Origin of the sequence: Enterococcus quebecensis, from assembly GCF_001730365.1 — a bacterium.
GTDB classification, from domain to species: domain Bacteria; phylum Bacillota; class Bacilli; order Lactobacillales; family Enterococcaceae; genus Enterococcus_L; species Enterococcus_L quebecensis.
Window position 1 is genome coordinate 52,556 of sequence record NZ_MIKB01000003.1, and the last position, 14,799, is coordinate 67,354.

Genomic DNA, 14,799 nt, shown 5'->3' on the forward strand with positions numbered 1-14,799 from the left:
TAAATGGACACTGTTATTATCGTCCATTTAAACCTATTCATTTTATCAATAGCTGCTAATTAATGTTCATTTTTTTCATTTAGGTCTTGTTTTTTATTTCTCCAAGATTTCTCTGCTGAATCTTTTGTTTCTTTTTCTACATCTTTTGCATCGGTGATTTCTTTTTCTACATCGTCAAAATCTAAACGTGTGATTTCACCGCCTAATTCATTCATAATCAATTGGTTCAATGGACGGTTGTCATCTTCTTCTGCAATTAAAATCAGTCCAGTCTCACCTTCGCCGATTTGCTTAGTTACATGTTCAAAGACTGTTTGGGCACCTTGAATTTCTTTAGCATCTTGAGAAGCTCCAAATAAACTACCTGCAAACCAACCTAGCAAGATACCTAATGGACCACCTAAAATACCTATCAACATTCCAATCATACTGTTTGTAGATGTATGGTTATTACCTGTGAAATCAAGAAAATCATCAATTTTGAACTGATGAACACCATCATTTTCATGAGTGACAACAGCCATTTGTTCCCCTTTTATTTTTCTCTCCATATACAATTTTTTTATTTCTGAAAATGCTTGATATGCTTGGCTCTCTACTTCGAAGTGCATGATAATAACTCGTTTAGACATACAACCACCTCATTCTATTTGATATTCTTATTCTAACAATAAACTGGTTATTAAAGCAATGAAAATAATTATCTAGGTGGTTGACCGCCTGGACCGCCACCCATTTGACTTCCGTTAACTTTTGCACCTGATTGATCGACTGAAGTCAACGTATCCTCGATGGTGATTTTTGCTAATTCGGTTCCTTTAGAATAGTTGCTATTGCTATACAATCCGTTTTTCTCAGTACCTGTATCTTGACCCCCAGTAGATAAAGTCACGGTCTCTCCGACTTTTAAATCAGGAGAACTAATTGTTACGTGGGAAAACTCTTTTGCAGGAGCAAATGAAAGGATTGTTTTTCCAGAGCTATTTTTTAAATTGATAAGCGTACCTGCTTTATTTGACTCATCAAAGTAAAGACTAAGTGCTGGTTGAGAAGAAGAATCGCTAACACTCATTGCCATACCTGAACTTCCACTTGCCGCAAACACTCCACCCTCCATTGAAAAAGTACCATCATAATCCAATGCACCGTTTCCATTGTCAGTAGGACCATTTACAATTAATGTGCCCGCAGTCATACGGACATCACCATTACTGTCAATCCCGTCACCATCCGCATTGACATATACTGTTCCGCCATGAATTTCTATAAATTTAGTGCTGTCACCACCAGCACCGGGTTTTCCGCCTTCGTTAGGTCCTCCAAAAGAATCTGCTCCAAATTGTCCATCTTGACCAGATTCTCCTGAACTCCCATTAGCAGCATTAATCCCGTCATCTGTGGATTGTACTGAAATATCACCATCATTAATTGTAACAGTTGATCCTTCCAGCCCTTCATATGAGTGATTGACATTGATTTTTCCTTTATTGATCAGCAAATCTGTATTAGCATGAATCCCATCATCTACACTCGCTAATGAAAAGGTGCCATCATTAATCGTAACAGCTGCGTTGGCATGAATGCTGTCATCTGCCGTGTTTAAATCAAACGATCCGTCGTCTATTATAATATTTCCAGAAGCTTTCAAACCTTTATAACTTGCAGTCGTATCAATTGATTGATCATCATAGCCTTTAGCCGTTTGGATGTTGATATCGGCTTTAGCAATAGATAGATTTGTTTCAGCTTGAATGCCATCGTTACCTGATTGAATTGTAAATGTTCCGCCATCAATTGCAATCCAGCCTTTATTTACATCTGTGCTATTATTCGCTTGCATGCCATCTCCTTCGACCGTTTTTAAAGAAAAAATCCCCTCCGCAATTGATATTGAGTCTTTTCCTTTCAGTGCGTTATTTTTGGCAGTGACATTAATCGTTCCATTGGTGATGATTAAATCATCTTTGCTGCGAATGCCGTTGCTGTAATTTCCAATAATTTCTAACGTGCCAGTTCCATTAATTGTTAAATCATCTTTACTGAAAAATGTAGCGTCTGGTTCAGTTTGATCAGCGGAAGCAAAAACATAATCGGTGCCATCCGATAGACTATTTTTTGAACCCTCAGCTAAAGTAGTGATGACTTTTTTTGCTTGTTCAACATATATAGCAGAAGCTGAATCATTACTTATCGACACATCTTTTAATACCAAATGAACTGTTTCATTATTTGCATTTATTTTGATCTGACCTTTATAGTTTCCAGTTAAAATATATGTGCCTCCTGCAGTAATTGAAATCGTATTGTTTTTTTCAGATACACCTGATCCGTCAATTGTGCTGCCTGCATCTTTTAATGTTATTTTAGTTGCTGTAGTTTCATCGTATGTTTCAACAAAATCATCGTTGTTATAGTCACCATATTTATTTTCTTCTGTTTTTTTCGCTGTTTTAACAGCAAGAATTTGTTCGGTACTTTCTGATGTTGCTTTCAGAGTGTTGGATGTTTCTTTTTTGCACCCAACTAATGGAATGAGTACAATCATTACCATTGTTAAACCGAATTTCATTTTTTTCACTATCAACCACCTACAATTCATCTCTATTTGTTGAAACTTTTCCGAAAACAATAGTTAAGTTTCCGTTTCTTACACGCATAGCATCCATTAGTTCTTTTTCTTGTTGACTATCTTTTAGTTTAATACGGTAACGTAATTCATAAAGGCTACCCATAGTCGTTGTTTTCACTGAATCTAAACTAGCAGAGTAGGTATATTGGCAAAATAAATCGTCGAACACTCCTGGGTAATCTAAATCTTCTGGAATTGTGACCTTCACTTCCCGTTCAGCAACTTTTTGTTTTTCACCAAAATGAATCGTGTTTAAAATTAATAGAAAAATAGCAATAATCAAAGAGAATAATGCAATGTAACTCACATACCCCATTCCAGTTGCTAATCCAATTCCCATTGACCAAAAAATACTTGTAATTTCTCTAGCCCCTCCTGCCACAGATCGGAATCTAATTAAACTAAATGCCCCTAAAACAGCGACTCCTGTTCCTAAGTTGCCATTCACTAACATAATGACTAGTTGAACTAAAACTGGCAAAACAGCTAAAGTAATGACGAAATTTTTACTATAAACATTTCTATACATATGAACGGAAGATACTAAAAGACCTAATAACACAGATGTGACAATACAAAATGATAGTTGTTTGAATGACAAATCAACTGAACTTTCTACTAATAAGCTAGATAACATAACGAAGATCCTCCTTAAATTTAAAAATACAAGTGGCAAGTTCCAGAGTAATTAATTTTTAAAGTTTAGCTTGCAAAGCTAGATACACATAAGTAACGCTGATAGGTTTGAGCATATTTTGAAAAAGATATTGGATAAATACCGAGTTCTGCTAAGATTTCTGAAAACCAGAGCGGATATGCTCCCAAGGCTTTAACTTCCATTAATACATCGATTTCAGGCGCTACTCGATCTCCTCTATCATCTAAGGTATCCGTTAGTTCTTTTTTTCGATAACGGATATTAAAATCAAAAGTTATTCGGAAATCTTCATTTTCAAAACTAAATAATGCTCGTCGATCATAAGCAATCATCACTTTAGGTTCCAGACCTCTTCTAGACACAAGCCAATCAATTTCGTTTTTTATTTGCTTATCTTTAGTTACTTTCAATTTAAACGAATGGGGATATCGTATGTAGTTTTTGGCTGACAGATAAGATAAAGACACCCTTCTTTTGTAAACTACACCACTGACTTTCTTTTTTATTTCCAGGAAAACATCGGAATTTTCTGTTGGTACACCATAGCTTCTAATCCGAAACTTTTCTTTGTACACTGGTTTGGCTATCGAATGGCGGATCATTTCGTAATCCTCAGTATCAAAATAAAGAGAAATAATTGTATGCAACCCATAATCATCTTCACCCATATATGGAAGTAACTTTTCTCTTAATTGATGATACATTTTATTCGTTAGTGCGTATTTTTTTTCTTTCCTTTGAAAACTATTTTTTAATTTAACCATATTATTTCCTCCTTTAACTTCGTTCATTATATAAAGGGAAACATAAATGAAGCTTAAAAATAACGAGAAAAAAACACCTTATCTCTGAACAGTGTGTTCACTTTGAGATACGGTGTTTCATACATTATTTATTTAATTAACTCGCCTATAGGAGTATATTCTTTATTCTGATCTTTTGCGACAGCTTCCATTGTTAAATGTTTTTTATACGTATTGATTCCAGTTGAAACAGTTTCATTTTCTTTCGCTGCTTGAACGATTCCTTTATTTGCGATCATAACAGCATATGGTATCGTTGCGTTTGTTAAAGCAAATGTCGAAGTTCTTGGAACGGCTCCTGGCATATTAGCTACAGCATAATGGACAACACCATGTTTTACATAGGTTGGATTATCGTGTGTCGTAATTTGGTCAGTAGTTTCAAAAATCCCGCCTTGATCAATTGCAATATCAACGATAACTGCTCCTGGCTTCATTTGTTTGACCATTTCTTCGGTCACTAATTTAGGCGCTTTTGCTCCTGGAATCAAGACAGCACCAATTACTACATCGGCTTCTTTGACTTTATTTTCGATATGGTAGGCATTAGAAATCAGCGTTTGGACATTATTGCCAAAAAGATCATCTAATTCGGCTAAACGATGGGGATTAACATCCAAAATGGTGACCTTCGCTCCTAATCCTATAGCAATTTTTGCGGCATTTGTTCCCGCTACACCACCACCAATGATCACTACTTTTCCACGTTCAACACCTGGAACTCCAAATAGTAGAATGCCCTCTCCACCTTTAGGTTTTTCCAAAAATTGTGCGCCAACTTGGACGGACATTCTCCCAGCGACTTCACTCATAGGTGTTAACAATGGCAACGTATGGTTTAAGCTCATTGTCTCATAAGCAACAGCTGTTACGTTATTTTCCATCAAAGAATCCGTTAGTTCGGGTTCTGGTGCTAAATGTAGGTAGGTAAATAAAATCAAATCATCATGAAAATATTGAAATTCTTCTTTTAACGGTTCTTTAACTTTTATAACCATATCAGATTGCCAAACTTTTCCAACGTCAGTTTCAATTTTTGCTCCCACATCTTTGAATTCTTGATCTGTGAAACCAGATCCAATCCCCGCTTCATGTTCAATAACTACTTCATGTCCGTTGTTAATCAGGCTGACGACTCCAGCTGGAGTAATTGCAATTCTATTCTCATTGTTTTTTATTTCTTTCGGAATACCAATACGCATAATTTTCACCTCACTGATTTATTTTATACAACTAATGTTCGTTCATTACTAAATTCTTCATATGTTTTGTTTATTGCAATGTCTTCCAAGGTTGCCACCAATGTATGAACTTCTTCATACGTATTATACAAAGCTATTGGTGCCAAACGGATAACATTCGGTTCTCTGAAGTCTGGAATGATGTTGTTTTTTTTCAACGCCTTGCAAATACGATAAGCTTCTTCGTGTTCTAAACAAACGTGACCGCCTCGCTTACTATCTTCGCGAGGATTTCCAACAGTGTATCCATATTTCGCAAGTTTTTCATCGATTAAATACATTAAATATGCTGTGATGGATAATGATTTCTCTCGAATCTTGTCCATACCTATTTCGTTAAAAATAGTTAATGTTCCTTCTAAAGGAGCCATCGCTAAGAAGCTAGGTGAGCCGATTTGCCAACCACTAGCATCGTGTTGATGTTCAAATTCATGTTTTAATTCGAACTGGGTATCGTCTTTGTTTCCCCACCATCCTGCTAGTCCTGGTGTTTCTTTAAAGTGTTTCCTATTCATATAAAGTCCCGCAATAGATCCTGGGCCTGCAGATAAATATTTATACGTACACCAAACTGCAAAATCAGGATCAACATCCTTAAAATCCATAGGTACTGCGCCAATTGCGTGGCACAAATCCCAACCTATTAGGATACCTCTTTGGTGTGCTGCTTCTGTCACACGTTTCATATCCAATACTTGAGAACTACGGTATAAAACAGTTGGTAAAAGAATGATTGCTACGTCCTCAGTCATCGCTTCAATAACTGCGGATTCATCAATGAGACGTCCGTCCGAACTTTTTACCACTTTTACCGCCTCACTTGGATCATAACCACGTAATCGAACTTGACTATCTATTGCATAACGATCTGTTGGAAAATTTAAATCATCAACTAAAATTTTGTATCGATCTTTTGTTGGTTTATATAATGTACTAATACATTGATGGATATTGGTTGTTGTACTTCCTGTAATTACTATTTCATCTGGATAAGCATTAATCAAAGGTGCTGACATCTCACCTAGTTTACCAGCGTAATGAAACAAAGCATCCCATAATTTAATTCCTTCTTTTTTCCAAATATCTAGCATATTAAGCAATGCTTTTTCGGCATCTTTAGACGCTAAACCTAGTGAATTACCGTCCATGTAGATTTCTCCCGGTTGAACATAAAATCGATCTCTAACGTTTTTAAGCGGGTCTTTACGATCCATTTCTTTTGCAAATGCACTATCTGTTTGAAATATTCTTTCCATTATCTGTCACCTTCCAAGTTTTTTTATTTAAAAGAAGCTATTCTTATACAAGAAAAATACCTCTCATCAGAACAAACTAATTATGATAACCTATTACTTCTGTTGAATTTTGCGAATCCAAAAACTGCTAAGAGTGCCATAAACCCTACACCAACAAGCAAATAGATAGCCACTGTCCACGACCCACTCACCTCACTAACTTTCGTTACTATAGGGGTACCAATGAAAATTCCGATATAATAAAATAAGTTAATAAACGAAATACTTACACCAATCAATCGCTCTTGTTTCACAATTTTCGGGGCTAATATCATCACACATGAAGAAGACAAGCTAGCGCCAGCCGAAAGTGTAAAGAGCTGTGCAATAAATGTGAAACTGCTTGACAAATGTGCCATCCAAAACGTTGCTATCAACATCAGTATAAAAGAACAAACAATAATGCCTCGTCCTTTCTTCGTCCGATCAATCAAAAAGCCAGCCAATGCACCAAATGGAATACCGAACAAACCAAAATAGCCGGCATAACTATTTGCTAAAGGTTCTGATAATCCGTAATTTTGGGTATAAATCAGCGGATAAAGATTGATAAACGCAAACAATATGAAGGCCATACAGCCTTGAGCAAATGCTAACAACCAAATTGATCTATTTTCTATCGCTCTTTTAATTGAATCCTGTTCTTTTTTTTGGTCGGAAATGGGCGTTTTTTCTGGCTCATCTAACAAAATAAGATACAAACATAAAGAGAGAACAGATAAGCCTGCAATAATCCACCAGAGCGAGCGGAGTCCATAGATTTGGGATAAAGGTTTAAACAAATTCATTGCTAACATTGAACCTAATGCAGAAAAGGTTCCCCAAAGACCTGTTGCAATGCCACTTTCTCCATCTTTGAACCAAAAATTGATTAAAACAATTCCTACCATGATAATCATTGAAAATGAGATACCTTCAATCGCTCTTGATAGTAATAACAGCCAAAAAGCATTCGAAAAAGCGCCCATAATATTTCCAATTGCCAAACACCCCATTAAACCTACTAACAATTTTTTTGCACCAAAACGTGTAACTAAGGCACCGCCAGGAATTGCTAGAAAAATACCAGAAACTGTAAAAATTGACATCAACCATGAAACCATTGACAGACTTACACCTAAATCTTGACCTAATTCACTTTGAATCGGTACCAGTTTCAATTGACTCAAGGAAACAATTACTCCACCTGCGTACAATAACAAAAATTTTAACCACCTGTTTCTCACCATAAAGAATACTCCTTTTTGGTCCGTCTTTTTAGTTTGAAGAAACAATAGATTTACTAGTAAACCTTTACCAGCTCTTAAGATAAGATAATCATAACGAATTTTATGAGTTGTTGTATATAGAAATATGAATAAAATGTAAACGTTTTCTTTTCATATTAGAAAATGTATGCCAATTATTTTTACAGTATGAAATAAAATCCTTCATAACTGCTATTTTTTTGCTATAAAGTTCAAAAATGTTCGATAACTCTAAAGCTACTATAGAAAAATGGGCACTTTTCCTCTATAATTAATATACTGATTTAGCATAACAGCATCTAAAGGAGGTATACCATTGGATAAAACTGACCGTAAACTTTTGAAAATTCTCCATGAAAATTCACGAATTTCGATTGTGGAATTGTCTCAAAAAATTAATTTAAGTCGTCCTAGTGTTAAGGAGCGTATCAATAAGCTAGTTGAGCAAGGAATCATCACAAATTTTACAATTCAAGTTTCATTGGAACAAGTCAAACAATCAATAACCTTCTTCACTGAATTAAGTCAAGTAACAATTTCTGTTGAAAAAACCTTAAAATTATTAAAAGACAGTCCTTATGTAAATGAAATTCATATTGTTAGTGGTGATGTGAATTATTTGGTGAAAGCAACTGTCGCTAATACAACTGAAATGAGAGATTTACTTGCTAATTGGATGAAATTTGCTAATGTTAAAAGTTCGATTGTTTTAGAATCAGCACTAGAAAACCGACTCTATTTAGATATGGACTGACCAAATAATTTACTTAGCCTATAATAGTTACTTTCAGCTTCATATTGTGAATATATTCACTTAGATCCTCCGTAAAAAAAAGAGCCATAATATTATCAGCTCTCTTCTCCTATCTATTGTGTTAATCTACAAATTCAAATTCATATTCACCAATTCGAACAATATCCCCATCTTTAGCACCACGAGCACGTAATGCTTCATCAATACCCATGCCACGTAATTGACGTGCAAAGCGCATCACACTTTCATCATGTTCAAAGTTGGTCATCTGGAATAGTTTTTCTAATGATTCTCCAGATAAAATCCAAGTAGCATCTGAATCGCGATCAATCGTAAATTCTGGGCCTTCTGGTTGGAAACCGTAATGAACAGTATCTTCCACAATTTCTTCTTCATATAACGGAAACTCCGGCGTCACATCTAACAAATCAGCAGTTGCGTTAAGTAATGGCTCAATTCCTTTACGTGAAACTCCAGAGATCGGGAAAATAGGTAGATGATCTGCATATTCATCTGTGCGTTCTTTTTCAAGTTGTTCTCTGAATTTCTTCAAATTTTCTTCTGATTCAGGCATATCCATTTTATTTGCTACAATAATTTGCGGACGTTCCATCAAGCGTAGATTATGAGATGCTAATTCTTTGTTGATTGCTAAATAATCTTCGTAAGGATCGCGCCCTTCCATTCCGCTCATGTCTATCACATGCAAAATAACTCTTGTTCGTTCAATATGACGTAAAAACTGAGTCCCAAGACCAACACCTTGAGATGCGCCTTCAATCAAACCTGGTAAGTCAGCTGCAGCGAAACTACGGCCATCACTTGTTGAAACCATACCAAGATTTGGCACCAATGTTGTAAAGTGATAGGCACCTATTTTAGGTCTAGCAGATGAAATAACAGACAGTAATGTAGATTTCCCTACAGATGGGAATCCCACTAAGCCAACATCGGCCAAGACTTTCAGTTCTAATTCGATTTTTCTTTCTTGACCTGGTTCACCATTCTCGGCAATTTCCGGAGCTGGATTTTTAGCTGATGCAAAACGAATATTCCCACGTCCGCCACGTCCGCCTTTAGCTACAGTCAGTGTTTGACCATTTTCGATTAAATCTCCAATTAATGTACCTGTCTCAGCATCACGAACCGTTGTGCCTGGTGGAACTTTAACAAATGTATTTTCAGAGCCACGCCCGTGCATTCCTTTGCTCATTCCATTTTCACCTGGTTGTGCTTTAAAATGACGATTGAAACGAAAATCCATCAGTGTACGTAATCCCTCTTCTACGACAAGGATCACATCTCCTCCTTGACCGCCATCTCCACCAGCAGGCCCGCCGTCCGGCACATATTTTTCTCTACGAAAGGCCACCATTCCGTCGCCACCTTTACCGGCTTTGACATCAATTGTTACCTGATCTAAAAACATGGACATATTTTGTCCTCCTATCTAAAAAGGTTGGGACACAAGTTATTCAGCCTTTTTAAAAAGGACTACTTGCGTCTCACCGTTTATTCTTTTGTAAATGATAAAAGTTGTTTTAAAGCCTTTCTTATTGTAAAGGTTAAACTGAGATTTGTCTAGCCAAATTCGCTTTTATGAGCTAGAATTTGAAGCAACAATTGATGTGGAGATTGCAGCTTCAACCATTGCCTGCTCTTGAGTTATCTTCATTGTAACGGTTAGTACAGATATATTTATATCAATAGTAGATAAAAAATGCATTTCTTCGTTGATTCACAGTCCTAAAGCTAACGATTTGTGAAAAAAACGTAGATTTATTTTTTCTAACTATTCTACTAATGATGAAAAATTAATCTGTTTTAATGAACTTAAAAAAGCTACTATCACAAAGCTATTGTAAACATCTAGTTTACATCAACCACCTAAAATAAAAGACAAGATTTTTGACAAATACTTTAAATGCGTTCATGCTATAAGCATATCGTATGTATCGTTTTTTTAACTTAGCGGTTAGACTGCATTATTTCTTTAAACGTTGTCAAGCTCTATAGGTTCGTTCATAAAATAACGTATAGAGTATCACTTGCTCTTAATTATCAAAGGAGGAAATTTAGTATGACAGTAAAAGTAGGTATTAATGGATTTGGACGTATTGGTCGTTTAGCATTCCGCCGCATCAAAGAAGTTTCCGATGATATTGAAGTTGTAGCAATCAATGATTTGACTAGCCCAACGATGTTAGCACAGTTGCTGCAATTTGACTCTACTCATGGAACGTATCCTGGTAAAGTAACAGCGACTGATGATGCAATTGTAGTTGATGGTCAAAGAACAAAAGTTTATGCAGAAGCTGACGCAAGTAAATTAAAATGGGTCGAAGAAAATGGTGTCGATATCGTTTTAGAATGTACTGGTTTTTATACATCAGAAGCTAAAGCTAAAGCCCATATAGAGGCAGGTGCTAAACGTGTTGTGATTTCAGCTCCTGCTGGTGATATGAAAACGATCGTTTATAACGTTAATGATGACACTTTAACTGCTGATGATACAATTATCTCAGCAGGCTCATGTACTACTAACTGCTTAGCACCGATGGCTTATTTTTTAAACAATGAATTTGGCATTGAAGTTGGTACAATGACAACGGTTCATGCCTACACCTCAACTCAAATGTTACTAGATGGTCCTGATAGAAGCGGTAACTTGAGAGCTGCTCGTTCTGCTGCTGACAATACTATCCCCCATTCAACAGGTGCAGCAAAAGCAATTGGTTTAGTTATTCCAGAATTGAATGGAAAACTGCAAGGTCATGCTCAACGTGTGCCAGTTGTTGATGGTTCATTGACTGAACTAGTTTCTATTTTAAAAACAAAAGTAACGGCTGACCAAGTGAATGAAGCTATCAAAAAACATACGATTGATAACCCTTCTTTTGGCTATGATGATCGTGAAATTGTTTCAGGTGACGTCATTGGAACGACTGAAGGATCGATTTTTGATCCAACTCAAACAGAAGTAACCTCTTCTGGTGATTTTCAATTAGTGAAAACTGTTGCTTGGTACGATAATGAGTATGGATTTACTTGCCAAATGATCCGTTTATTGGAAAAATTCGCAAATTTATAGGAATTAAACTATAAATAAATATACATGTGCATAACCCTTTTTACTAAATAAACGGGCGTCCCTGAATTGCTACTTTAATTCGCGGGACGCTCGTTTTATCTTCTATTCTTGTATTGATTTAACTAAAAAAATTAAACATGTTCAGCGATGTGTTCAACTAATCGTTCAGTTTCATCCCAACCTAAACATGGATCAGTAATTGATTGTCCAAATATTTTTCCGTCTGCTTCTTGACGACCACTTTCAAGGAAACTTTCAATCATAAATCCTCGAACCCATTGTTTCATATCGTCATTCCATGAGCGATTGATCAACGTCTCTTTGACGATTCTGATTTGCTCTTTGTATTGTTTCCCTGAATTATCATGATTTGTATCAATCATGATAAAAGGATTTTTGTAATTGCCAGCTTTATATAGATTGACTACTTTTAATAGGTCCTCGTAGTGGTAATTCGGGATATTCTCACCATATTCCTTTAGCCCACCTCTTAAAACAACGTGTGCTAAAGGATTTGAACTAGATTCCACCTCAAGTCCATTGAAAATAAATTCTTGTTTTTGTTGTGCTGCATACAAAGAATTAAATAAAACCTTGAGATTACCACTAGTTGGGTTCTTCATACCAGTTGGCTGGTCGATTCCGCTAGCAACAAAACGATGCTGTTGATCTTCGACAGAACGAGCGCCAACAGCAATGTAGCTGACTAAATCTTGCACAAATTCAAGATTTTCTGGATAAAGCATTTCGTCCGCTGTTGTTAAACCAGTTTCACTAATTACACGATTGTGTAAACTACGAACAGCAGCAATTCCTTTGATTAAATTACTTTCCCCTTCGGGATTTTGTTGATGTAACAAACCTTTGTATCCGTCACCGTTGGTTCTTGGTTTATTCGTGTAAACACGAGGAACCATAAACACTTTGTCCTGTACTTTTTCTTGTAATTTTGCCAAACGAACTACATACTCCATCACAGCTTCTTCATTATGTGCAGAACAGGGGCCAATCACTAATAGTACTTTATCATTTTTCCCTTCAATGATATCTTTCAGTTCTTGATCACGAATCACTTTTTTCTGTTCTTGCTGTGTTGTTAGTTTAGATAATGATTTGATTTGTTCGAAATTAATTGGTTGACTTAATGGTTTAAAACTCATACGATAACTTCCCTTCATTCTTTCTGATGAACAAACAATAAAAAAACCCGCCCTTTTCATTTCTGAAAAGGACGAGGTTTAAAGACTCGTGTTACCACCTTTGTTTACAATCAGCTCACACTCATTGACTTGACAGGTACAAAATTATACCTTGGCACAATAACGGGTGCACTCGACCGTCACAGCCTACTATATTCGGTGTGAAGTTCAAAGAGGAATTCAGATACATTAGGTTTATGCGCCTCTCAACAACCGGCTGCTTTCTGTACACCTGTAATATCCTACTAGTTCTTATCAAAACTTTTATTGTTTATTGAAGTCATTGTAAGAGATTCTTCAAGCGATGTCAATCATTTTAATCAATAAAATATAAGGTGATGGGGACATACGCCTTTGAGTCAAACCCTATTTACTTAGAAATTGACTATTTTGCTTCAGCCTACTCGGTTGGCTGATTTTTCTTTTTTTGTTGACATTCTTCGCAGATGCCATGAAAAGTTAGTCTGTGATCTTTTACCATAAAACGATAACGTTGTTCAATCACTTGTTCTACTTCTCCCAACAGATCTTCTTCCACTTCTTCGATGTTTCCACATTCCAAACATAAAAGATGATGGTGAAAGTGCTTAGCTCCTTCTTTACGCAAGTCATAACGAGCTAATCCATCATTAAAACTTACTTTGTCGACGACTTTTAAGTCAGTTAATATTTCTAATGTACGATAAACTGTTGCTAGACCGATCTCTGGACTTTTCCGTTTGACTAAAAAATAGATTTCTTCCGCTGATAGATGGTCTTTCTCATTTTCTAGTAACACCAAAACGGTTGCTTCTCGTTGAGGAGTCAGCTTGAAACCAGATTCATGCAATTGTTGTTTCGTTTTCTTTAAAGCAGCAGTAGAATCCATAAACGCAGCTCCTTGTTTAGAATGATTTTAATCTAAAACTATAATTCCTAGTAACAAATTATAATAAGTATAAAATAACTCCACAACATTTGCAAGTCATTCTCAATTAGAATGAAAAAACAATTATTTTTCTTTCGGCTCTTCTTTTAATATCGTGAAACCCTCTTCTTGAGAAATTTTTCCTTGTTTCAGTAAATTACCAATTGCTCGTTTAAACTGTGCTTTACTGATGCCGAAAGTTTGTTTGATTTCCTCTGGATTAGATTTGTCAGTAAATGGAATCTTGTGCTCAGCAGAGCGCTCCAAGAATGTTAATATCATAGCAGCATCATCACTAATCACCTCATACCCACGAGGTTTCAATGAAAGATTCAAAACGCCGTCAGGTCTAACGCCGATTACACGACCATTGACTCTTTCACCTAAACGAGGTTCTTGGTAACGTTCTGACGGATGAATAAAGCCGATACAAAAATCATCTGTTAAAACAAACGATCCAACCATTTTCAATCGGTAAACAACACCACTGATATTTTCATTTTTTAGCTCTTCCGTTCCTTGTTTAGCCATGGCCTTAAAGATTTTTTCATCTGCTAATTGACCCCAGATTCGTTCTTTATTATCCACCTTTAAAGAAACCATCAACTGATCTCCTTTTTTCGGCCATAATTCACGCATCACAGGCAGTTCATCTAAAGAAACAACAACATCCTTATCTTTTAGACCGATGTCTACAAATGCCCCTAAATCTCTCCTAGTTCCAGTAACAGTTCCAAAGGCATATTGCTCCAATCGTGCTGTAGGAATATTCGTAGTCATTTCTGGTTCTTGTTTTTGATTTATATACCCAAAGCCTTCTACAGCTTCACCAATTTCATGTTGACCTTCTTCTTTAGATAATCTCAAGGTAATTCCATTTTTTTGTAAAAAGTAGTAATTCTCATTTTCATCTATAACTAATGCTGTAAATACTTGTGCTAACAGTTCATTCATCTTTTTTCTCCTTCTGGCGCT

Annotated in this window: 13 protein-coding genes and 1 other annotated feature; of the genes, 2 read left to right on the forward strand and 11 right to left on the reverse strand. The window is 36.0% G+C overall.

All coding sequences use genetic code 11. The annotated features are described in order from the left end of the window. Positions 1-59 precede the first annotated feature (59 nt). The 7 genes from BCR23_RS03575 to BCR23_RS03605 form a co-directional block, all read right to left on the reverse strand. Positions 60-632, reverse strand: a complete 573-nt coding sequence (locus tag BCR23_RS03575; protein WP_069634133.1) for a DUF1269 domain-containing protein — start codon at positions 630-632, stop codon at positions 60-62. A 68-nt stretch (positions 633-700) separates the two neighbouring features. After that, positions 701-2,578: a carbohydrate-binding domain-containing protein gene (locus BCR23_RS03580; protein WP_069634134.1), complete on the reverse strand. Its 1,878-nt coding sequence runs from the start codon at positions 2,576-2,578 to the stop codon at positions 701-703. A gap of 10 nt (positions 2,579-2,588) precedes the next feature. After that, a complete protein-coding gene (locus BCR23_RS03585) occupies positions 2,589-3,266 on the reverse strand; it encodes a DUF4956 domain-containing protein (RefSeq protein WP_069634135.1) in 678 nt (225 codons plus the stop codon). Between the two features lie 65 nt (positions 3,267-3,331). After that, complete coding sequence (locus tag BCR23_RS03590; RefSeq protein ID WP_069634136.1) at positions 3,332-4,051, reverse strand: polyphosphate polymerase domain-containing protein; 720 nt, start codon at positions 4,049-4,051, stop codon at positions 3,332-3,334. A gap of 128 nt (positions 4,052-4,179) precedes the next feature. After that, positions 4,180-5,292 carry an alanine dehydrogenase gene (ald, locus tag BCR23_RS03595; RefSeq protein WP_069634137.1) on the reverse strand — a complete coding sequence of 371 codons (1,113 nt, stop codon included), beginning with the start codon at positions 5,290-5,292 and terminating at the stop codon, positions 4,180-4,182. 23 nt (positions 5,293-5,315) lie between these two features. Further along, the gene (gene kynU / locus BCR23_RS03600) at positions 5,316-6,587 is read right to left on the reverse strand and encodes a kynureninase (protein WP_069634138.1); all 1,272 of its coding nucleotides are present in this window, start codon (positions 6,585-6,587) and stop codon (positions 5,316-5,318) included. Between the two features lie 80 nt (positions 6,588-6,667). After that, positions 6,668-7,855: an MFS transporter gene (locus tag BCR23_RS03605; protein WP_069634139.1), complete on the reverse strand. Its 1,188-nt coding sequence runs from the start codon at positions 7,853-7,855 to the stop codon at positions 6,668-6,670. Positions 7,856-8,189: 334 nt separating this feature from the next. Between BCR23_RS03605 and BCR23_RS03610 the strand changes: the two genes are divergently transcribed. Beyond that, entirely contained in the window at positions 8,190-8,627 is a 438-nt protein-coding gene (locus BCR23_RS03610; RefSeq protein ID WP_069634140.1) for an Lrp/AsnC family transcriptional regulator, read from the forward strand. A 121-nt stretch (positions 8,628-8,748) separates the two neighbouring features. Here the strand turns inward: BCR23_RS03610 and obgE are convergent, their stop codons facing one another. Further along, positions 8,749-10,062 (reverse strand): GTPase ObgE, encoded by a 1,314-nt coding sequence (gene obgE / locus BCR23_RS03615; RefSeq protein WP_069634141.1) that lies wholly within the window; start codon positions 10,060-10,062, stop codon positions 8,749-8,751. A gap of 645 nt (positions 10,063-10,707) precedes the next feature. Here obgE and gap point away from each other — a divergent pair. Next, positions 10,708-11,718 (forward strand): type I glyceraldehyde-3-phosphate dehydrogenase, encoded by a 1,011-nt coding sequence (gene gap, locus BCR23_RS03620; RefSeq protein WP_069634142.1) that lies wholly within the window; start codon positions 10,708-10,710, stop codon positions 11,716-11,718. A 131-nt stretch (positions 11,719-11,849) separates the two neighbouring features. On the opposite strand, the gene BCR23_RS03625 is transcribed toward gap, so the two are convergent. From BCR23_RS03625 to BCR23_RS03635, 3 genes are all read right to left on the reverse strand, one after another. Continuing rightward, complete coding sequence (locus BCR23_RS03625; protein ID WP_069634143.1) at positions 11,850-12,878, reverse strand: 3-deoxy-7-phosphoheptulonate synthase; 1,029 nt, start codon at positions 12,876-12,878, stop codon at positions 11,850-11,852. 64 nt (positions 12,879-12,942) lie between these two features. Further along, positions 12,943-13,185 (reverse strand) — a binding site (T-box leader). A 132-nt stretch (positions 13,186-13,317) separates the two neighbouring features. Continuing rightward, entirely contained in the window at positions 13,318-13,785 is a 468-nt protein-coding gene (fur, locus tag BCR23_RS03630; RefSeq protein ID WP_069634144.1) for a ferric iron uptake transcriptional regulator, read from the reverse strand. 123 nt (positions 13,786-13,908) lie between these two features. Beyond that, entirely contained in the window at positions 13,909-14,778 is an 870-nt protein-coding gene (locus BCR23_RS03635) for a CvfB family protein (RefSeq protein ID WP_069634145.1), read from the reverse strand. Positions 14,779-14,799: the final 21 nt, after the last annotated feature.